The sequence below is a fragment of the Halorubrum coriense DSM 10284 genome (assembly GCF_000337035.1).
Classification (GTDB): Archaea; Halobacteriota; Halobacteria; order Halobacteriales; family Haloferacaceae; genus Halorubrum; species Halorubrum coriense.
Genome location: NZ_AOJL01000025.1, coordinates 1 through 20,670, shown reverse-complemented (window position 1 = coordinate 20,670; position 20,670 = coordinate 1). Strand labels below are relative to the sequence as shown.

At 72.0% G+C, this 20,670-nt stretch carries 20 protein-coding genes; 7 read left to right on the top strand and 13 right to left on the bottom strand.

Features of this window, described 5'->3' with window-relative positions:
- A partial coding sequence (locus C464_RS05140) for a disk-shape morphogenesis protein volactin (RefSeq protein ID WP_006112537.1) occupies positions 1–841 on the bottom strand: 841 nt, incomplete at its 3' end.
- Positions 842–1,075: 234 nt separating this feature from the next.
- On the opposite strand from C464_RS05140, the gene C464_RS05135 reads away from it, so the two are divergent.
- Positions 1,076–1,909, top strand: coding sequence for a geranylgeranylglycerol-phosphate geranylgeranyltransferase (locus C464_RS05135; RefSeq protein ID WP_006112535.1), 834 nt, complete (start codon positions 1,076–1,078; stop codon positions 1,907–1,909).
- A gap of 99 nt (positions 1,910–2,008) precedes the next feature.
- Here C464_RS05135 and yciH read toward each other — a convergent pair whose 3' ends face one another.
- From yciH to C464_RS05110, 5 genes are all read right to left on the bottom strand, one after another.
- Entirely contained in the window at positions 2,009–2,302 is a 294-nt protein-coding gene (gene yciH, locus C464_RS05130) for a stress response translation initiation inhibitor YciH (RefSeq protein ID WP_004596695.1), read from the bottom strand.
- 53 nt (positions 2,303–2,355) lie between these two features.
- Positions 2,356–4,635, bottom strand: coding sequence for a transglutaminase family protein (locus C464_RS05125; protein WP_006112533.1), 2,280 nt, complete (start codon positions 4,633–4,635; stop codon positions 2,356–2,358).
- Entirely contained in the window at positions 4,632–5,777 is a 1,146-nt protein-coding gene (locus tag C464_RS05120; protein WP_006112532.1) for a DUF58 domain-containing protein, read from the bottom strand. The genes C464_RS05125 and C464_RS05120 overlap by 4 nt, the downstream gene beginning before the upstream one ends.
- A 33-nt stretch (positions 5,778–5,810) precedes the next feature.
- Positions 5,811–6,830, bottom strand: a complete 1,020-nt coding sequence (locus tag C464_RS05115; protein ID WP_006112530.1) for an AAA family ATPase — start codon at positions 6,828–6,830, stop codon at positions 5,811–5,813.
- Between the two features lie 187 nt (positions 6,831–7,017).
- On the bottom strand, positions 7,018–8,349 hold the full coding sequence (locus C464_RS05110; protein ID WP_006112529.1) for a dihydroorotase: 1,332 nt from the start codon (positions 8,347–8,349) through the stop codon (positions 7,018–7,020).
- Positions 8,350–8,476: 127 nt separating this feature from the next.
- Between C464_RS05110 and C464_RS05105 the strand changes: the two genes are divergently transcribed.
- From C464_RS05105 to serS, 3 genes are all read left to right on the top strand, one after another.
- Positions 8,477–8,998, top strand: coding sequence for a hypothetical protein (locus C464_RS05105; protein WP_006112527.1), 522 nt, complete (start codon positions 8,477–8,479; stop codon positions 8,996–8,998).
- 90 nt (positions 8,999–9,088) lie between these two features.
- Positions 9,089–9,328 (top strand): hypothetical protein, encoded by a 240-nt coding sequence (locus tag C464_RS05100; protein WP_006112525.1) that lies wholly within the window; start codon positions 9,089–9,091, stop codon positions 9,326–9,328.
- Between the two features lie 110 nt (positions 9,329–9,438).
- Positions 9,439–10,809 (top strand): serine--tRNA ligase, encoded by a 1,371-nt coding sequence (gene serS / locus C464_RS05095; protein ID WP_006112524.1) that lies wholly within the window; start codon positions 9,439–9,441, stop codon positions 10,807–10,809.
- A gap of 58 nt (positions 10,810–10,867) precedes the next feature.
- On the opposite strand, the gene C464_RS05090 is transcribed toward serS, so the two are convergent.
- The 3 genes from C464_RS05090 to C464_RS05080 form a co-directional block, all read right to left on the bottom strand.
- A complete protein-coding gene (locus C464_RS05090) occupies positions 10,868–11,743 on the bottom strand; it encodes an ABC transporter permease (RefSeq protein ID WP_006112523.1) in 876 nt (291 codons plus the stop codon).
- Positions 11,740–12,789, bottom strand: a complete 1,050-nt coding sequence (locus tag C464_RS05085; RefSeq protein ID WP_006112522.1) for an ABC transporter ATP-binding protein — start codon at positions 12,787–12,789, stop codon at positions 11,740–11,742. Before C464_RS05085 ends, C464_RS05090 begins: the two co-directional genes overlap by 4 nt.
- Positions 12,790–12,859: 70 nt before the next feature.
- Positions 12,860–13,267, bottom strand: a complete 408-nt coding sequence (locus C464_RS05080) for a winged helix-turn-helix transcriptional regulator (protein ID WP_006112521.1) — start codon at positions 13,265–13,267, stop codon at positions 12,860–12,862.
- Between the two features lie 115 nt (positions 13,268–13,382).
- On the opposite strand from C464_RS05080, the gene C464_RS05075 reads away from it, so the two are divergent.
- Both C464_RS05075 and C464_RS05070 read left to right on the top strand, forming a co-directional pair.
- A complete protein-coding gene (locus tag C464_RS05075) occupies positions 13,383–14,039 on the top strand; it encodes an NAD(P)-dependent oxidoreductase (RefSeq protein ID WP_006112520.1) in 657 nt (218 codons plus the stop codon).
- Positions 14,039–14,893, top strand: coding sequence for an NmrA family NAD(P)-binding protein (locus tag C464_RS05070; protein ID WP_006112519.1), 855 nt, complete (start codon positions 14,039–14,041; stop codon positions 14,891–14,893). Before C464_RS05075 ends, C464_RS05070 begins: the two co-directional genes overlap by 1 nt.
- Positions 14,894–14,943: 50 nt before the next feature.
- Here the strand turns inward: C464_RS05070 and C464_RS05065 are convergent, their stop codons facing one another.
- A complete protein-coding gene (locus tag C464_RS05065) occupies positions 14,944–15,546 on the bottom strand; it encodes an LURP-one-related/scramblase family protein (RefSeq protein WP_006112518.1) in 603 nt (200 codons plus the stop codon).
- 53 nt (positions 15,547–15,599) lie between these two features.
- Complete coding sequence (gene endA / locus C464_RS05060) at positions 15,600–16,742, bottom strand: tRNA-intron lyase (RefSeq protein ID WP_006112517.1); 1,143 nt, start codon at positions 16,740–16,742, stop codon at positions 15,600–15,602.
- 481 nt (positions 16,743–17,223) lie between these two features.
- On the opposite strand from endA, the gene C464_RS05055 reads away from it, so the two are divergent.
- Positions 17,224–19,464, top strand: coding sequence for an AAA family ATPase (locus C464_RS05055; RefSeq protein WP_006112515.1), 2,241 nt, complete (start codon positions 17,224–17,226; stop codon positions 19,462–19,464).
- A 36-nt stretch (positions 19,465–19,500) separates the two neighbouring features.
- Here C464_RS05055 and C464_RS05050 read toward each other — a convergent pair whose 3' ends face one another.
- Together C464_RS05050 and C464_RS05045 are read right to left on the bottom strand one after the other, a co-directional pair.
- Positions 19,501–19,845 carry a PadR family transcriptional regulator gene (locus C464_RS05050; RefSeq protein WP_006112514.1) on the bottom strand — a complete coding sequence of 115 codons (345 nt, stop codon included), beginning with the start codon at positions 19,843–19,845 and terminating at the stop codon, positions 19,501–19,503.
- Positions 19,846–19,879: 34 nt separating this feature from the next.
- Positions 19,880–20,533, bottom strand: a complete 654-nt coding sequence (locus tag C464_RS05045; RefSeq protein WP_006112513.1) for an HAD family hydrolase — start codon at positions 20,531–20,533, stop codon at positions 19,880–19,882.
- Between the last annotated feature and the right edge of the window lie 137 nt (positions 20,534–20,670).

Sequence of the window (20,670 nt, the reverse complement as noted above, 5' to 3'; positions counted from 1 at the left end):
GGTCGGCGAACAGGTCCTCGAAGCCGTTCGGGCTGGAGGTCCCGCCGGTGACGACGACGGGCACGTCGAGCCCCTCCTCGACGTCCTCCTCGTCGACCTCGCGGGTGATGTTCTCGATGACGTAGTCGAGCAGGTTCTCGTAGTAGATGGCGAGCGCGCCCTCCACGCCGCCCACGTCGGTGCGGAAGTCGAGTTCGAAGTCGTCCTCCTTGATGCTCGTCACCTTGTCGACCGGGGTCCCGGTCGCCTGCGAGGTCTGCTCGTCGATCCAGTCGCCCCCGCGGGCGATGGAGAACTTCATGACGGGGACCGCGTAGTAGGCGAGACAGACGTTCGTCATCCCCGCACCGAAGCTGATCCCGAGGCCGGTGAAGTTGTTGTCGGCGAGTTCGGAGTAGATGACCGCCATCCCCTCGTTGATCGGCTCGGGGTCGTACCCCATGTCGCCGAGCATCGATTCGAGGGTCTTCTCGTGGTACAGCGTCGTCAGCCCGGAGTCGATCGGGTCCGCGGGGCTGGAGTAGAACAGTCGCTCGTTGGGCTTCGAGGGCTCGCCGACCACCTGCTCGGTGATCAGCTTGATCATCGGGATGGCCGACGCCTCCTCGCTGGAGAGGATACCGTGTTGCATCGGCCGCCGGGTCTCCTTGTTGAAGATGTTCGCGAAGTTCAGGGCGTCGTCGCCGACGACGTACACCTTGTCGTCCTTGCGGATGTGGAGGACCTCGCTGCGCGAGAGCATCTGCTCGGCCATGTCGCTGTACTCGATCTCGACGAACGAGTTCCGCTGCTGTACGAACACCGTCTCCGCGCCCTCCTGTCGCCCGGAGAGGATGTTCATCGTACCGACGTCTAGGCCCTTAGCCATACGTGAGTATTTCATTTCGCACCTGATAAACGTTCGTGGGGGTCCGACCGATTCCCCCCGCGAGACCGGGCGAACACCTTCGGGATCCGACACGACGAACGGGCGATACGACGGCGGAACGCCCGGCGATTCGACGCCGACCGGGTGATCCCGCACCGGACCGATCCCGCACCGTTTATTCCTCGGGGGCGGGAGTACGCGGACGACGTGCGAGACACGATCCGCGGAATCGTCGAACTCGCGCGCCTCGGCAACTGCGTCGCGGCCGGGGTGCTCACCGCCACCGGCGCGTTCGTCGCCGGCCCGGGGGGCGCGGTCCTCCCGACCGCGCTCGCGGCCGTGACGACCGCCTTCGCGGTCGCCGCGGGCAACGCGATAAACGACTACTTCGACCGCGAGATCGACGCGGTCAACCGCCCGGACCGGCCCATCCCCCGCGGCGCGGTCTCGCCCCGCGGCGCGCTCGCGACCGCGACCGCCTGGTTTGCCGTCGCGGTCGCGGCCGCGGTCTCCCTCCCGCCGCTGGCGATCGGCATCGCCGCGGTGAACCTCGTCGCCCTAGTGACCTACACGAGCCTCTTCAAGGGGACGCCCGGGCTCGGCAACGCCCTCGTCGCGTACCTCGTCGGCTCGACGTTCCTGTTCGGCGGGGCCGCCGTCGGGAGCCCCCGCGCGGTCCTCGTCCTCGCCGCGCTCGCCGGTCTCTCGACGTTCACGCGCGAGGTGATCAAAGACGTCGAGGACGTGGCCGGCGACCGCGAGGAGGGGCTCTCCACGCTGCCCATCGCGGTCGGCGAGCGCCGCGCGCTGTGGATCGGCGCGGCCGCGCTCGTCGTCGCGGTCGCCGTCAGCCCGCTGCCGTACCTCTCCGGGACGCTCGGCGCGGCGTACCTCGCGGTCGTCGCGGTCGCCGACGCGGTCATGCTGTACGCGGCGTACGAGAGCTTCGCCGACCCCGCCGCCGCGCAGCGCCGGTTCAAGTACGGCACGTTCCTCGCGGCGGCGGCGTTCGTCGCCGGCCGGGTCGTCGTGGTCGCGTGAGTGCTCTCTGAGAGCCGTCGCTCGCGGACGCGATCCTGTTAAAAATCAGGGTCGACTGCGGTCCGAACCGGCGCTCGACGGCGGACGGTCAGGTGACGGTCACGCGACGTTGAAACCCTTGTCGCGGAGGAAGTCCTCCACGCGACCCGAGTGGTTCCCCTGAAGCTCGATGGCACCGTCCTCGACGGTGCCGCCGCAGGCGAACTTCGACTTGAGATCCGACGAGAGGGAACTCAGGTCCACGTCCTTCGGGTCGAATCCTTCGATGACCGTTACCTCCTTACCGTACCTGCGCTCGTCGATGCGGATGCTGATCTGCTGGGACTCTTTCGCGACGTCCTCGCAGACGCAGAGTTCCTGGGGCAGTCCGCACGTCGAGCAGACTTCCGACATTACAGCCCGAATCTACAGGACGCCCATATTAAATAGTGTCGGGAAGCCCCCCGTCAGCGGACGAACCGCCCGACGAGCGGCAGTCGCTCCAGCGCGAGGCGGCGCACGGCCCGGCGCGCCTCGTCGGCCTCGGCGCGGGTCACCGACCCGGCGTACGCGGCGCGCTCGTACGCCGCCGCGACGGTCTCGACGCGCTCGTCCGCGCCGAGCGTCCGGATCGCGTCGACGTAGCTCCGCGGCGTCTCCCCCGGCCGCCGCTCGCGGTAGCGCCCGGCGAGCAGCCGTTCGAGGTCGGCGAACGCCCGCCTCGCGTCCGTCGCCGGGTCGCGACGCAACCGGGGGAGCACCGGGCCGACCCGACGGCCCACGCGGCTCCCGAACCCGGTCCGCCGCGCGCCCGCGACGCCGAGCGCCGCGACGAGCAGCCAGTAGAGCGCGGTCTCTCCGTCCGGAAGCGGTATCGACCCGCCGCCGTCGCCCCCGGCGCTCGGCCTGTCGCTCGGCGAGACGCTGTCCACCGTGCCCCCTTCGAGGCGCGAGATGTCCCCGGGGGTGGGTCCCTGCGAGCCGTTCGTCGCGTTCGCGCCGCCCGCGACGGGGCCCGACGTGTCGTTCTCGCTCGCGTTCGGCCCCGAACCGTCGGCGGCGTTCGGGCCGCCCGTGCTGGGCTCCGCCTCCAGCGTCTGGTTGGGCGTCGACGCCTCGGTGTCGACGTCCTCCGCGCCGTCGGCGCGCGCCTCCGCGAGCCGGGTGTCCCGCGCCTCGTCACGGGGGTCGGACGGGGTCGGGTCGAACGCGACCCAGCCGTGGTCCGGCACGTAGATCGACACCCACGTGTGGGCGTTCTGCCCCCGCACGACGTACTCGTCCTCGCCGACCCGCTGGCCGCTCGTGTAACCGCTCTCGAACCGGGTCGGGATCCCCTGCGAGCGCAGCATCGCCGCCATCGTCGTCGCGAAGTACACGCAGTAGCCCGCGTCCATCTCGAAGAGGAACGCGTCGGCGACGTCGCCCTCGGGCCGCTCGACGGTCAGCGAGTACGCGTACTCGGAGCGCAGGTACGCCTCGACCGCGGCCGCCCGCTCGTACGGCGACTCCGCGCCCGCGGCCGCGACGATCTCCTCGGTCCGGTCGCCCACCCGCTCGGGGGTGCTCTCCGGGAGCTGCGTGTACCGCTCCTCGATCGCCGCCGGGTAGTCGGTGCTGGCGTTGCGGAGCGTCGCGGGATCGGCGTCGAGCACGCGGCTCTCGACGGTCACCTCGTCGCCCGCGTCGAGCGGATCCGCGAGCCGCAGGCTGCCCCGCTCGTCGACCTCGACGGTTCCGCCGCCCGACGCGCCGACCGGCTTCCACGGCGCGGGCAGCGCGCCCGACTCGGTCTCGGCGGTGATCGTCGTCGTGACGCGCTCGCTCGCGCCCGGGGGGCCCGCGAGCGTGCCGTTGACCGCGGAGCGCTCGCCGGTCCGCACCCAGCCGTCGCCGGTGTAGGTGTCGTACGCGCCGGTGTGCCAGTTCCGCTCGACCGGGCTCTCGATCGTGTACCGGACCTCGGGCGAGAGCCGCGTCGACCCGACCACCTCCAGCTCGTCGCCGCCGCTCAGGCTCGACTCCAGGGTCGACGTCCCCCGGTCGAGCCCGAGCGGTGCCGCCGCGCCGCCGGGGATCACGGTGACGGTCGCGCTCGCGACAACCATCGCCGCGACGATCAGCGCGAACGTCCCCGCGTGGCCCCGCAGCCGGCTCGGGGTCGAGAGCGTCGAGAGGCCGACGGCGAGCGCGAGGCCGACGACGCCGGCGACCGCCGCGCCGGTGCCCGCGTCGCCGGTGAGCACGAGGAAGCCGAGCGTGCCGCCGGCGACCGCCGCGGCCGCGACGTGCCGCCCCCGTCCCGCGAAGTAGCCGACGAGGAACGTCGGCACCGGCGCGACCGCGAGCACCCAGACGTCCGCGAGCGCCAGCCGCAACACGGAGAGCCCGGTCGACAGCGCGAGCACGTCGAGGGCGACGCTCCGGACGGTGAACAACGCGCGCTGGCTCTCGGGGACCGCGAAGAGGTACGCCGACAGCGCCGCGACGAAGATCCCGCCGGAGAAGATCAGGGCGGCCCACTCGCCGATGACTCTCGCCAGCGCGAGCCCGCCGAGCCCGGCGACCGCGACGACCGCCGCGGTCCGGGCCGTCCCGCCGACGACGTTCGTCACCTCGAAGAACACGGCGAGGTACGCCGCGGCGACGACCGCGACGCCGACGGCCGCCGGGTCGGCGAGCCGCCGGTCGCCACCGGGCGATTCGGTCCGAGAGCCGGGCGCTCCGCCGGGCGCGCCGCGGCTCACGGCGACGCCACCCCCCGCCGGTCCGCCGCCCCGTCCGTCCGGCTCCGCCCATCGGTCCGGTTCTCCCCCGCGTCGCCGTCCGCCGGGCGCTCGCCGTCGGCCTCGCGGCGCAGATCGGCGAAGGAGACCGACCGGTCGCCCGTCCGGAACCGGGCGTCGTCGGCCCCGGCGACGATCGTCACGTCGGCGTCGTCGCCGGTCACCGCTCCCGGGCCGGTCCGGGCCGCGAGCTCTAACACCTCGCGCCGGCCGCGGTCGCCCGGCGACGCAGAGACGCGCCCGGCGGGCAATCGGACGTCGACCGGCACTCCGTCGTCGAGCAGCGCCAGCGCGAGGCTCACGGTCGCCCGGGCGAGCTCGTCGGCCGCGGCCGCGCTCGGGGACCGGTCGTCCGTTCGGAACCCCGAGATCTCTTCGCCGCCGCGAACCTCCGTGCCGCCCGCGATCGTCACGCGGTTCCGCGCGGTCTCGGCCGAGAACTGCTTGACGACGATCTCGTCGCGCTTGGCGGTCGTCGCCCAGTGGACGTCGCGGACCGCGTCGCCCCGGGTGTACTCGCGGAGGCGGTCGAACTCCTCGCGCCGCCGGCTCACGTCGACCGCGTCGGCCGCGTGGAGCGCCCGGCGGAACCGGGCGGGGATCGGGTCGCGGGGCGGGTACACCGTCACCGAGTCGGTCTCGTCGACGGTCAGCTCGCGCTCGAAGAGGCCGAACACGTCGGTGACGGTGAGGTCGATCGGGCCGAGGGTCCGCTCGCCGCGCTCGCGGTACGTCACGCGGTACGAGACCGGTTCCGAGCCGACCGAGGCCCGGACCGGTGCCGTCGGCCCGTCGAGCCCCTCGTCGACGCGGACGAACACGTCGGCGAGGAACGAGCGGGTGGGGGTATCGTCGCCGGTCACTCCGGGCCCGAACTCCAGGCGGACCTCCCGCGTCTCCCCGACGAAGCCGTCCGCGGGCGTCACGTGGCGGACCGCGGGGACGTCGACGCGCGACACCTGGACGTAGCCGGCCGCGAGCGCGATGGCGACCGGGATCACGATCGCGTCGAGCGCGCGCCCCCCGGCGGCGATCCCGCTGGCGGCCGCGACGAGCCCGACGAGGCCGGCGACGCGTCCCCGGCGGGTGAGTGCTGGCGTCATCGGGACGTGGGGGGCGTCGGCGTCATCGTCGGGTCACTCCACCCGGATCCGGTCGAGCGCGTCGCCGACGATGTCCGCGCCGTCGGTCCCGCCCGACTCGGTCCGGATCCGGTGGGAGAGCACGGTCGGGGCCTCGGTTTGAACGTCGTCGGGGATCACGTACTCCCGCCCGTCGAGGGCGGCCCGGGCCTGCGACGCGCGGACTAACGCGAGGCTGCCGCGCGGACTCGCTCCGAGCTTCGCGTTCCGGCGGGTGTACACCGCGAGCCGGGCCACGTACTTCCGCACGGCCTCGGAGGCCTCGATCTCGCCGACGATCCGGCGGGCCGCCCGCACGTCGCCGATCGTCGCCACGGGCTCGACCGAGTCGACCGGGTGATCGCCCGTGAGCCGGCCGAGGATCGCCGCCTCGTCCTCGGTGTCGGGGTAGCCGAGCCGGATCTTCTTCGTGAAGCGGTCGACCTCCGCGACCGGCAGCTCGTACGTCTGGCCGGGCTCCACGTCGTTCTGGGTCGCGATCACGCAGAACGGGTCCGGCAGCCCGCGGGTGGTCCCGTCGGTCGTGACTTGGTTCTCTTCCATCGCCTCCAAAAGCGCCGACTGGGTCTTCGGCGGGGCCCGGTTGATCTCGTCGCCCAGCACGACGTTCGCGAACACCGGCCCGGGCTGGAAGTCGAACTCGTCGGTGCGGCGGTTGAACACGTTGACGCCGGTGACGTCGGAGGGGAGGAGGTCGGGGGTGAACTGGACGCGCTTGAACGACCCGTCGATCGAGCGCGCGACCGACTTGGCGAGCGTCGTCTTCCCCACGCCGGGCACGTCCTCGACGAGGAGGTGTCCGCGCGCCAACACGGTGACGAGGACGTGTTCGACCGCGTCGCGCTTGCCGACGATCACCTCCTCGACCTCGTTCACGATCCGATCCGCGAGCGCGGCGACGTCGGCGGGCGTCTCCGGCGCGTCCGCCGCGACGGTCCCGGTCGTCGCCCCCGCGGCCTCGGCCGACTCCGCGGGGCCGGTTCCGATCGGCCCCGGATCCCCGGGGTCCGTCATGATCGGCCGGCCGCGTCCGGATCGGGTTCCCGTCCGGAGACGACCGTGCGAATGCTCCCCGTGATCATCGATATACCGCGGGTAGGGCGAGCAACGGCATATGCGTTCCGCCGGCGGCGGTCCGTTCGACGACGGCGGATTCCGGCTCGGGCGTCGACCGCACGAGGCCGCCGGGTCCCGCCCGGGGCTACGACTCCCTGACGTTCCGCCCGACCGGCTCGCCGAACGACGCCGCACCGGTCGCCGGGTCGCGCTCGTAGACGACCTCGCCCCGGACGAGCGTCACCTCGGGGAAGACGCCCCGGAGCCCCTCGAAGGGCGTCCACGCGCAGGCGCTGTGGAGCGCCGCGGCCTCGATCTCGCGCGGGTCGGCGGTGTCAACGAGGACGAGGTCGGCGTCGCGCCCCTCCGCGACCCGCCCCTTCCGGTCGAGGCCGAATATCTCGGCCGGGTTCGCGGCGACGACGTCGCGGACGCGTTCGAGCGACAGTTCGCCGGTCCGGACCGACTCCAAGAGGAGGGGGTACAGCGTCTCCACGCCCGGGACGCCGCTCGGCGCGTCGACGAGCCCTCGCCGCTTCTCTTCGACCGTGTGCGGCGCGTGGTCGGTCGCGACCACGTCGACGTCGCCCGCGGCGAGGCGGGCGAACAGCGCCTCGCGACGCTCCTCCGACCGGAGCGGCGGGTTCATGCGCCCGAACGTGCCGAGCGACCGCGCCCGCTCGCGGGAGAGGTAGAGGTGATGCGGCGTCACCTCGCAGGTCGCCGCCGCGCCGCCCTCGCGGGTCTCCTTCACCGCGTCGACCGCCTCCGGCGTCGAGGTGTGCGCGACGTGGACCTGCGCGTCGCGGTCCGCGGCCGCCGCGAGCGCGCGCTCGACCGCGGCGACCTCGGCGTCGGCCGCCCGGTAGGCGGACCACGCGTCGGCGGTCGCGGCCGTGCCGACCCCGCCGAGGTCGCCGTCGAGCGCGTCGTCGTCGAACAGCGTCGCGTCCTCGGCGTGGACGGTGACGGGCGCGTCGCGGGCGCTCGCCTCGTCGAGCGCGTCGGCGAACAGGTCGGCGTCGATCCCCATGTCGCCGGTCGAGTCCGCGAGGAACACCTCCCCGAGCGCGAACAGGGGTCGGTCGAAGAGGCTCTCGGGGTCCCAGTCCGCGGTCACGCCGCCGTTGATCCCGTAGTCGACGAGCGACTCTGCCGCGAGCGCGGCCTTCTCGTCGAACGCGTCGCCGTCGACGGTGGGCGGCGAGGTGTTCGGCTGGTCGACGACCGTCGTGACGCCGCCGGCCGCGGCGCTCCGCGAGCCCGACCGCCACGTCTCCTTGTGGCTCCCGCCCGGCTCGCGGAAGTGGACGTGGACGTCGACCGCGCCCGGCAGGAGGTGTCTCCCGCGGGCCTCGAGGACGCGCTCGCCGGCGTCGGCGTCGAGCCCCTCGGCGACCGCGTCGATCCGTCCGTCGTCGCCGATACGCACGTCTCGCACTCGACCGTCGGCCAGCGTCGCGCCCGTGATGAGCATCGTTGTCGGCCGGTCGCGGCGAGCGGGATAAACGCTGGTGGTTCCGAGCGGGCGTCGGCCGGCCGCGACCGCGACGCACCGCGAGCCACCACAAGAGGTTTGCCGCCCGCGGCGGCTCGTCTCGCGCATGGTCTCGTCCGTCCCCGCTCCGTCGGTTCCGCTCTCCCCCGTTCCCGCGGTCGTCGGTTCGGTTGCCGGGTGGCTGTGGACGCTCGCGCTGCTGATCTTCCCGGGACTCGTCGCCGCGGGGCTGTGCGCGCCATTCCTCGCGGCGTCGCGCCTCCGGGCGCTGTTCGGGGCGCTCCCTCCCGCGGGGCGGGTCCTGCCCTCGTACCTCGGCGTCGCCGTGGGGCTCTCCGTCCCGTACGTCGCCGGCGTCGGTCTCACGGTCGCGTTCGCCGGCGAGGCGGGCCCCGCTTGGAGCGAGGGATTCCTCTCGACGGCGCTTCTCGGCGGCGTCCTCGTCGGCCTCGTCGCCCCTGCGGCCGCCGTACTCGGCCTCCCCCGGCTCGGCGTCGACTGGGACCTGACGGGGTACGGCCCCTCGACGTGGCTCCTCCTCGGCGCAGCCGCGCTGTGGTACGCGGTCGTCGCCGCGGTGCCGCTCGTCGCGCTCGCCGTCGGGATGGCGCTGCCGGGCGGGTACTGACGGCGACGCTCGCTCCGGACCCCCTCGGGGACCCGCGCAGCCGCTCGATTCCGTAACGCTTTGTTGACTCGCGGAAGAACGTCTCTGCGCATGTTCCCCGCACCCTTCCGGCTGTTCTTCGTCGCCGTCCCCCTCCTCGTCGCGGCGGGCGCGCTCGCGATGGCGGCGTTCCCGCGACGCATGACGAGCTGGCAGACCCGCTCGCCGGACGGCTCGACGCAGCGGATCGAACCGAGCGACACTCGGATCCTCGTGATGCGCGTGATGGGCGTCGTCGTCGCCGCGCTCGCGCTCCTGATGGCGTTCGGCACGTTCTCGTTCATCCCCTGATCCGAGACGCGCGACGGCCGCGCCGCGCGCGTCTCGTGCCGACCCGCTCCGTGCCAACCGATGCCGACGCTCCGATACGGTTTTGGGTCGCCCCGCGGAACTCCCGTTAAATGCTGTCTCGACAGTTCGTCCGGGAGAACCCCGAGGTCGTCCGCGAGGCGCTCGCGAACAAGGGCGTCGACGTCGACCTCGACCGGATACTCGACGTCGACGAGGAGTGGCGGGAGCTGAAACAGCGCGGCGACGACCTGCGCCACGAGCGCAACGAGGTCTCCTCGACGATCGGCGAACTGAAAGCCTCCGGTGAGGAGGAGGCGGCCCAGAAGGCGATCGAGCGCTCGCAGGAGCTCAAGTCGGAGCTTCAGGAGATCGAGGAGCGCGCCGACGAACTGGAGAGCGAACTGGAGGCGTCGCTGCTCGAACTGCCGCAGATCCCCCGAGACTCCGTGCCGGTCGGCGAGGACGAGTCGGAGAACGTCGAGGTGCGTCGCGAGGGGTTCGACGACCTCCGCGAGGTCCCCGCGGACGTGGAGCCGCACTACGACCTGGGCGAGGAACTGGAGATCCTCGACTTCGAGCGCGGCGCGAAGGTCGCCGGCGGCGGGTTCTACGTCGCGAAGGGCGACGGCGCGCGCCTCGAACACGCGCTGATCCAGTTCATGCTCGACGTCCACCGCGAGCAGGGGTACGAGGACGTGTTCCCGCCGATCCCCGTCAACTCCGCGTCGATGCGCGGCACCGGCCAGCTCCCGAAGTTCACCGAGGACGCCTACCGCGTCGAGGGGACGAACGCGGACGACTACGACGACGACGACCTCTGGCTGCTCCCGACCGCGGAGGTCCCCGTCACGAACCTCCACCGCGACGAGATCCTCCTCGGCGAGGACCTCCCGCTGAAGTACCAGGCGTACACGCCCAACTTCCGGCAGGAGGCCGGCGAACACGGCACCGAGACGCGCGGCATCGTCCGCGTCCACCAGTTCAACAAGGTGGAGATGGTGAACTTCGTCCGGCCCGAGGAGAGCGACGAGCGCTTCGAGGGGCTCGTCGACGAGGCCGAGGAGGTGCTCCGCCGCCTCGAACTGCCGTACCGCATCCTCGAGATGTGTACCGGCGACCTCGGGTTCACGCAGGCGAAAAAGTACGACGTCGAGGTGTGGGCCCCCGCCGACGACATGGACGAGGGCCCCGACCGCGGCGGCCGGTGGCTGGAGGTCTCCTCCGTCTCCAACTTCGAGGACTTCCAGGCGCGCCGCGCCGGGATTCAGTACCGCGAGGAGCACCACGAGTCCGCGGAGTACCTCCACACCCTGAACGGCTCCGGGCTCGCGGTCCCGCGGATCGTCGTCGCGATCTTGGAGTACTACCAGAACGACGACGGCACCGTCACCGTCCCCGAGGCGCTGCGCCCGTACATGGGCGGCACGGAGGTCATCGAGGGCCACGACCCGGTCGGCGAGTCGAAGCTGGGCGGGGAGTAACCGGCGCGAGCTCCCGACCGCTCGCGCCCTCTCCCGGAGCGTCTCCGGATCGTCTACTCTACTTCACGTCCGAACTCGACGCGCGCGACAGCAGCGCGACGGCGACGGCCCCCAACGCGAGGTCGAGCCCGACCAGCACGGCGACGCCGGGCGCGACGCCGTCGAGGGTCCCGCCGAACCACGCGACGTCGATGACCGTCATCACGTCCCGGTCGACCATGAGCGAGCGGGCGGCGTCGACGCCGTACGTCACGGGGTTGACGCGGGCGAACGTCTGGATCCAGCCCGGGAGCGCTTCGAGCGGGAGGAACGCGCTCGACAGGAACAGGAGCGGGAACTGGAGCAGGTTCGCGCTGATGATCGTCGACTCCTGGTCGCGGGTGATGATCGCGACGGCGTTCGAGAACGCGACGAACCAGAGCGAGAAGAGGATCCCGACCGCGATTATCCCCACTGCCCCGGCGACGCCGGTGACGATGTCGGCACCGAGGAGGACGCCGAGGCCGAGGATGATCGCGATCTGGACCGCGATCCGGAACACCTCGGCGGCGGTCTTGCCGACGAAGACGGCCGTGCGGCTCATCGGCGTGACGAGCACCTTCTCGAACATCCCGTTCTCGATGTCGTTCACGAGTCCGACGCCGGAGGTGATCGCCGCCGCGAGCGCCACCTGAATCGCGATCGCCGGCACGAGGTACGTCTCGTAGTTGATCCCCGGCAGCCCCTGATTGACCGCGCCGCCGGCGACGTTTCCGAACACCTCCGTGAACAGCACGAGGAAGATGATCGGCTGGACGAGCGAGACGACCAGCACGAACGGGTTCCGCACCGCCTTGAGGTTCCATCGCTTGAAGTTCACCCAGGCGTCCCCGACGAAGGTGTTCCCGGAGCGCGCGCTCGGCCCCGAGCGGTCGTCGGTCTCCGGCGCGCTCATCGCGCCACCTCGCCGTCGTCGGCGTCGAGCTCTTCTCCGGTGATCGCGAGGAAGACGTCGTCCAGCGTCGGCGCGCGGATGTTGAAGCCGGTCACCGTTATCTCCGCGTCCCGGAGCGCCACGAGGAGGTCGGTGCCGTGCTCCCGAGCCGTCTCCGCGGTGACGCTGATCCCCGCCTCGGTCTCGGCGACCGAGGCGTCGCCGAAGGCGTCGAACTCCCGCGCGATGTCCGCGGCCCGCTCGCCGGCCGCTTGGCCGCCCTCAAGCTCCACGTCGAGGACCTCGCCGCCGACCTCGCGTTTGAGCTCGCTCGGGCTCCCGTCGGCGACGATCTCGCCGTCGAGGATGACCGCCAGGCGGTCGCAGAGCTGGTCCGCCTCCTCTAAGTACTGCGTCGTCAGGAAGATCGTCGTCCCGAGGTCGTTGATGCGCCGGAAGTACTCCCACAGCCGGTTGCGGGCCTTGGGGTCGAGCCCCGTCGTCGGCTCGTCGAGGAAGACCAGCGGCGGTCGATGGACCAGCGCGGTCGCGGCGTCGAGCCGCTTTTTCATCCCGCCGGAGAACTCCTCGGCCCGCTTGTCGGCCACGTCGGCCAAGTCGACGAGGTCGAGCAACTCGTCGACCCGGTCGGTCCGCGCGTCCCGCGGCACGCCGTACGCCTCGCAGGCGAACTCGATGTTCTCCGCGGCGGTGAGCTCGGGGTCGATGCTCGTCTCCTGTGCCATGTACCCGATCGACTCGCGGACCTTCCGCGAGTCCGACCGCGCGTCGAAGCCGTTGATCCGCACCGCGCCGCCGGTCGGCGACAGCAGCGTCGCGAACACCTTGATCGTCGTCGTCTTCCCGGCCCCGTTCGGTCCGAGGAAGCCGAAGAACTCCCCCTCGGGGACCGTCATGTCGATCCCGTCGACGGCGACGGTCCCGTCCGCGTAGGTGAGTTCGAGTCCGTCGACGTCGATTGCGGCCGCGGACGCCGACGCGGCGGCCGCCGCGTCGTTACCGTCACGGGACCGGTCGCCCGGTCCCGCCGTATCCCGTGTAGGCATACCCGTAGTACCGGATCCGGCGGCATATACTACCGACTTCGAGCCTCCGACGTTACTACGAAAAACGAAGTTAGAGCTCGTATTCGATCGCCCAGTGGTGGAGGTGCGCGAACACGGGGAACAGCGACTCCGCCTTCTCCGTCGGGGTGTACTCCACGCGGGGCGGGACCTCGTCGTACGCCTCCCGGTCGAGAAGCCCCGCGTCCGTCAGCTCCCGCAGCCGGGCCGAGAGCGTGTTCGGGGCGATGTCGATCTCGGACTCGATGTCGCTGAACCGGAGCGACCCCTCGGCGAACGCGAACGCGCTCAACACCGCCATGGTGTGGGCCTTCCCGAGGAGGTCGAGCAGTTCGGCCACCGTCCGGCTGATGCGGTCCTGCTCGTTCGGGTCGAACGACTCGCGGAGCGCGGTCGCCTCCGCGCGAGTCAACCCCTCGCTCAGCTCGGGAACGTCCGGCGTCTCGCTCTGTCCGGTCATCGAACGAACACTGGATACTTCTCGCATTGTATCTTTGGGTGTCCGGGCGACTGGCCGGGTATACTTCGAGGCTTCGAAGTCACAAGTATATCACCTCGGCGCGCCTCTGTCGGGTATGCGAATCGCAGTATTCGGCGCGACCGGGCGAACCGGTCGGCCGCTCGTCGAACAGGCGCTCGAACGCGGCCACGAGGTGGTGGCGTTCGTCCGGGACCCCGCGAGCCTCCCGTCGGCGGTTCGGGACGACGACCGCGTCACCGTCGTCGCCGGCGACGCGTACGCCGGTGACGGCGTCGACCGCGCCGTCGGGGGAGACGGCGACCCCGTCGACGCCGTCGTCAGCGTCCTCGGACAGTCCAGCGAGGGACCGGACGACCTCCTCACGGCGGCCGGTCGACACGCGCTGGCGGCGATGGACGAGCACGGCGTCGACCGCTTCGTGACGCTCGTCGGCGCGGGAGTCAGAGAGGAGGGCGAGTCGGTGAGCCTCGGCGGGAAGGTGATGGGCTCGCTGTTGAAGCTGCTGGCGCGGTCGGTCCTCGAAGACGCGAGCGACCACGTGGCGACGGTCCGGGACAGCGACGCGCGCTGGACGGTCGTCCGCGGCCCGCGACTGACCGAGGACGAGCACACGGGCGCGTTCCGGCACGGGACCGACCTCTCGCTCGGGATGCGCGACAGCGCCGCGCGGGCGAACGTCGCCGAATTCGTTCTCGACTGCCTCGAAGACGACCGGTACGTCGGCGAGATGCCGAAGGTCGCGGACGAGTAATGACCGAACGGCTACTCGTCACCGGGGCGGCCGGGACCGTCGGCGAGCCGCTCGTCAGGGCGCTCTCGGACGGGGAGGCGTCGGTCCGCGTCGCGACCCGTGACCCGGAGCGCGCGCGAGACGCGTTCGGCGACGGCCCGGATCCCGTGGAGTTCGACCTCGGTCGCCCCGAGACGTGGGGGGCGGCGCTGGCGGACGTCGACCGGCTGTTCCTCCTGTACCCGCCGGGGAGCGCGGTGGGCGACGTCCGCGAGTTCGCCGACGCCGCCGACCGCGTGGGCGTCGAGCGCGTCGCCTTCCTCTCGGTCCTCGGCGCGGAGAAGCTCCCGTTCCTCCCGCACCGGCGGATCGAGACCCACCTCGCGCAGACCGGGATGGCCCACACCTTCCTCCGGGCCTCGTGGTTCGCCCAGAACCTGAGCGAGATCCACCGGAAAGAGGTCGTCGACCGCGACGAGATCTTCGTCCCGGCCGGCGACGGCGTCCTGAGCGTCACCGACGCCCGGGACGTGGCGGCGGTCGCCGCGCGGGTGCTCACCGAGTCGGGTCACGAGGACCGCGCGTACGACCTCACCGGTCCGGCCGCGCTCGACTTCCGCGAGGTCGCCGCGGTCTTCTCCGACGTGCTCGACAGGCGGATCGAGTACGCCGACCCGTCGCGGCTCGCGTTCGCGCGACGGATGTACCGGCGCGGCTTCTCCCCGGGGTTCGTCGCGTTCATGGTCGCCGAGTACTCCGTCGTGCGGTTGGGCCGGTCCGGCCGGACGACGGGCGACGTCGAGGCGGTCCTCGGGCGACCGCCGCGGACGCTCCGCGAGTTCGTCGCGGACTACGCCGACGAGTTCCGCCCGTAGCGCACCGCGACACGCGCCGGCGCACCGGCGCTGTGCGACCGTGACCGTGCCTACTGGTTCTCCAAGGCGTCGAGGATACACGCGGCCGCGATCACCGCCTCCTTCGGCACGTCGCTCGCGTCGTCGACGGTGACCGCGTAGGTGTCGCGCATCGAGAACTCTCCCTCGATGTCGCCGACGTGGCCGCCGTCGGCGTCGAATATCTCGTACTCGTTCGGGATCAGGTTCGCCGCGCCGACGAGGTGGCGGAGCCCGGACAGCAGCTTGTTCTTCGACCGGATCGTCGCCAGCGCCTCGCCCGTCTCGGGGTCGCGGATCGTCCAGTTCTCGACGAAGATCGAGTAGTCCTCGTCCAAGACGACGACCTCCTCGCCGGTGCCGGCGTCGACGATGGCGTAGTTGCCGCCGATATCCACGATGCCGCCCGCCTTCGCCGAGAAGGCGTCCTCGCCGTCGCCGGTGACGAACGGGAACTCCTCTTTCAGCTTGAGCATCTTCTGTTTCCCGCGGAGGACGACGTCGCCGGCGCTGTCGCTGACGGCGTACTTGTTGCGGACCAGCGACTGCCGGACCTCGTAGCGGTCGTCGCTGAGGTCGACGGTGGAGATGTCGTACTCGCTCGGTTCGGCGTCTGCGGTGGAGGGAAACGGCATGGACGCGACGACGGCGAGCGGTCAAAAAAGCGTTCTGCTCGTTCGGCCGGGACTCAGGGCGTCAGCCGGTCGACGGAGAGCCACTCCACGTCGGCGTCGGTCGACGTGCCGCCGTCGGCGGGGTGGCCGTCCCCGATCCCGGTCAGCGCGAACACCATTTCCTTGCGGACGCCGCCGGCGAGACGTACGTCGAGGGACAGCTCGCGGGGCGAGAACTCGTGGTCGGGCCCGACGACGCGCACGAGGTGTTCGGAGTGCGGCAGGTCCTCGACGGTCTCCACGTCGAGGTACGTCCGGAAGTCCGCGCCGAACTTGAACCCCGTCTTCGGCACGGCGTCGGCCGCTCGGAGCCGCGCGTACACCGCGAGCCGGCGGTCGAAGCGCTCGCCCTCCACGTCGCGGCCGCGGGCGACGATCCGGGCGGCGGCGTCGCCGGCGAGGCCCTCTCCATCCCCGATCGACGCGGTCAGCTCCAGCCGGCCGTCCGCGGCCAGCGACGCGGCCTCGACGAGCGAGAGCTGAAGCGCGCCCTCGACGTCGGCGGCCCGCCCCGTGAGCGGCCGCCCGTAGAAGCCGCGCTCGTAGAACCCCTCGGGGGCGTCCCAGACGACGACGCGGTCGGCGAGGAGCACGCCGGTCAGGTCGACCGGGGGCTCGTAGCCGGTCGCGCCCTCGACACCGCCCGCCTCGGCCGCGAAGTAGGTGATGTCGGACTCCTCGTCGACGACCGCGAGGGTGCGCCCCGCGAGCCCCGCGGCCGCGACGGACTCGCGCTCGCCGACGACCTGAATCGGGTACTCGACCTTCCCCGTGTCGGGCGTCTGCCCGCGCTCGTAGGCGACGAAGTCGACCGCGTCGCTCGGCGCGTCGCTCCCGCCGGGCCACGGCTCGCGGGCGGGCGAGAGGTAGAAGCCGCGGTCGCGGAGGTCCGAGTAGACGAGGAACCGCACCGCGAAGCGGTCGGCGGCGGCCGCGCTCGCGACGAAGAAGCGCTCGAAGTTCACCGGATCAGCGTCGTCCCCGAGTTCGATCCCCGAGAGGTCGCCGCGGAACAGCAGGTGGGCGGCCTCGACCCGCGAGAGCGCGATCTCGTTCCCGTCGAGCGGTCGCCCGTACCCCCGGGCGTCGTAGAAGCGCTGGCGGGCGTCCCCGCCGACGCGGACCGCATCGCCCCGCAGGTGGCCGGTCGGTTGCATACCAGTCACCGCGGCCGGCCGAGGGAAGGGGGTTGCGGTCTATACTCGTGCGATTACGGTAGATCGGATCGAGCAGTATACGCAGGTGGCGACTGATCGACGGCGAATACCCCCAAAGCCCCAGTCGCGAGGATTCGGTGCGGTCGCTGCGGTCCTCAGTCGCTCGCGATGCTCGCTCCCTGCGGTCCTTGCGTCCCGCTCCTTCGTCCTCGCGACTGCCCCTTTGAGTCCCACCCCGCACAGCAACCGCACCTCACACCTCCCCAGCCTCGTCAGCCGCCTCCGCTTCGCTCCGGCGACTGACTCCCTCGCGCGTGCTGTCGCCGGCGCGGAGCGCCGGCTTCCAGAGGGACCTTCGGTCCCTCGCGGCTCGGCCGCAGGGCGGCCTCGCAGGCACGCGCCACCGCAGTCAATCTCGATGAACAATCGGCTCACTGCGAGCCCGGACAAGCGTAAAGAGCCGCGGGCGAGAACGAGTGGTATGAACGACACCGCAGGGCTCCGGCTCACGGTGCGTGCCGCCGAGAAGCGGGACGCGGGCCGGGGCATCGCCAGGCTCCCCGAGTCGGCCCGCAAGCGGCTCGCCCTCCTCAGCGGCGACACGGTCGAGGTGCGCGGCGAGCGCACCGCCGTCGCGAAGGTGTGGCCGGGCGGTCCCGACGCCGCCGACGGCTCCGTCCTCATCGACGCCGACACCCGCGCGAACGCCGGCGTGAAGGTCGGCGACACCGTGACGATCGCGCCCGTCGACGTCTCGGACGCCGACCGCGTGACGATCGCCGCGCCCGGCCGCCTCGCCGAGGTCGACGTGAGCCGCGAGGTCGTCGAGCGGGCGCTCTCCCGCGAGCTCCGAGACCGACCGGTCACCGAGGGCGAGGCCGTCCACGTCGAGCGGCTGGGCGGCCTCCGCTTCGTCGTCGCGCGCACGGCCCCGGCCGGGACTGTTCGGATCACCGCGTCGACGGACGTCTCGGTCGAGTACGAGGGCGATTCGGGGGCCGCGGGCGACGGCGACGACGGACGGACGGGAACGGCGAGCGACCGACCCGACGCGTCGACCGACTCGCGGAATTCCTCGCCCGGGAACGGCGCTCGTCCGGCGGGCGGCGACTCCTCGCCCGCCGAGCGCACCGCGGGCGCGACCTACGAGGACATCGGCGGATTAGACGAGGAGCTGGAGCTCGTCCGGGAGACGATCGAACTCCCGCTCTCGGAGCCGGAGGTGTTCACCCGACTCGGGATCGACCCGCCGAAGGGGGTCCTCCTCCACGGCCCGCCGGGGACGGGGAAGACGCTCATCGCGCGCGCCGTCGCCAACGAGGTCGACGCGACGTTCGTCACCGTCGACGGCCCGGAGATCATGTCGAAGTACAAGGGCGAGAGCGAGGAGAAGCTCCGCGAGAAGTTCAGGGAGGCGCGCGACGCCTCACCGGCGATCATCTTCTTCGACGAGATCGACTCGATCGCGGGCAAGCGCGACGACGGCGGGGACGTGGAGAACCGCGTCGTCGGGCAGCTCCTCTCGCTGATGGACGGGCTCGACGCCCGGGGCGACGTGATCGTCATCGGCGCGACGAACCGCGTCGACACCATCGACCCGGCGCTGCGGCGCGGCGGGCGGTTCGACCGCGAGATCGAGATCGGCGTGCCCGGCGAGGCGGGGCGGCGGCAGATCCTCGACGTCCACACGCGCCGGATGCCCCTCGCGGACGACGTCGACCTCGACCGGATCGCGAGCCGGACGCACGGGTTCGTCGGGGCCGACATCGAGGGGCTCGCGCAGGAGGCGGCGATGACCGCCCTCCGACGCGCCCGCGAGACCGACGGGCGCGCGCTGAGCGACGTGACGGTCGGGAAGGCCGACTTCGAGGCCGCGCACGCGAACGTCGAGCCGAGCGCGATGCGCGAGTACGTCGCCGAGCAGCCGACCACCGACTTCGCCGACGTCGGCGGCCTCGACGGCGCGAAAGCCGAGCTCGAACGCGCCGTGACGTGGCCGCTGTCGTACGGGCCGCTGTTCGATGCCGCGGGCGCGGACCCTCCGACCGGCGTCCTGCTGTACGGCCCGCCGGGAACCGGGAAGACGCTGCTCGCGCGCGCCATCGCCGGTGAGAGCGGCGTGAACTTCATCCAAGTGGCGGGACCGGAGCTGCTCGACCGCTACGTCGGGGAGTCGGAGAAGGCGGTCCGCGAGCTGTTCGACCGGGCGCGGCAGGCGGCCCCCGCGATCGTCTTCTTCGACGAGATAGACGCCGTCGCGACCGACCGCGACGCGGCCGGCGGCGACGGCTCCGGCGTGAGCGAGCGCGTCGTCTCCCAGCTCCTGACCGAGCTCGACCGCGCCAGCGACAACCCGAACCTCGTCGTCCTCGCGGCGACCAACCGGCGGGACGCGCTCGACCCGGCGCTGCTCCGTCCCGGCCGCCTGGAGACGCACGTCGAGGTGCCGGAGCCGGACCGCGAGGCGCGCCGCAAGATCCTCGACGTTCACACCCGCGGGAAACCCCTGACCGACGGGGTCGACTTAGACCGCGTCGCCGACGAGACGGAGGGCTACTCCGGCGCGGAGATCGCCTCGCTGTCGCGCGCGGCGGCGATGCGCGCAATCGAGCGCGTCGCCGACGAGCACGGCGAGGCCGCCAACGACCACGCCGAAGAGGTCGGGATCACCGGGGAAGACTTCGACGCGGCGCTCGAGTCCGTCCGGCCGGAGACCGCCTGAGGGCGCGGGGATCGCGCGGTCCGGCGTCGGCCCCGATCAGTCGTCCTCGCTCGGTTCGGCGGTCGCGCCGGCCGCCGCCTCGTCGCCTCGCCCCAACTCACTGCCGCCCTCGACCCGGTCGTCGAGCCACGCGTAGTGATCGAGCAGCGCGGTCTCGCCCGCCTCGGTGAGCGCGTACACGTCGGCGATGCCCTCGGTCCGCCGGGAGAGGTACCCGGACTCGACGAGCGCCGAGAGGGTCCCGTAGAAGGAGCCGGGGTCGATGCGCTCGTCGTAGTGCGATTCGAGCCGGCTCTTCGCCGACTGCGCGCGCAGTTCGCCGTGGTCGTACAGCAGCGCGCAGAGGTCGCGGCGGCGGCCGCTGTGGAACCACTTCGTCATGGGTCTCTGATCGCCCCGCGGCCGGATAAATCGCTCACGACGCGTCCACCAGCTCGTCGAGACGATTCACGCGCCGGTCGCCGAGGACGCAGCGGCCGCGCTCGTCGTGGCCGACGCGCTCGACGTGGACCGCGTCGAGGCCGGCGTTCCAGGCGGCCGCCACGTCGCTCTCGCCGTCGCCGACGTAGTAGCCGCGGCCCCGGTCCGGGTCGACGCCGAGCTCGCCCATCGCGACCTCGATCGGGCCAGGGGAGGGTTTCCACCCCGTCTCGTCGGTACAGCAGACGACCGCGTCGAAGCGACCGCCGAGGTCGAGCCGGTCGAGGACGGGGTCGGCGAGGAACTCCTGACAGTGGGTGACGAGGCCGGTCGGCCCGCCGACCTCGCTCACGCGGTCGAGCAGCCGCGCGGCGTCGTCGTGGAGGTACGTCGCCTCCGCGCGGGCGACGGGGTCCTCCACGGCGTGGAACGCCGGCCAGAACGCGTCGGGGTCGACTCCCATCGCGCGGAGGGTCTCGCCCCGCGAGCCGCCGAGCCCGCTCCAGAGGACCCGCGCCTCTCGGTCCGAGAACTCCCGGCCGAGCCGGTCGCCGACGCGGTCGAACACCGTCCGGGTGTACTCCCACTCGGCGTCGACGAGCGTCCCGTCGAGGTCGAACAGGTGAAAGTCGTAGTCGGCGACGGCCATGGATCGACACGTACGCCGGGGCCGGGCAAGTGCGTTGCGGGTCCGCGGGGGTAGCGTTGCGATAAGGAATGAGGCGGTCAAAAGATCGAGTGCTCTATGCTCAACTTCGACCGCCTCAGCGGCGATAGCAGTTGTAT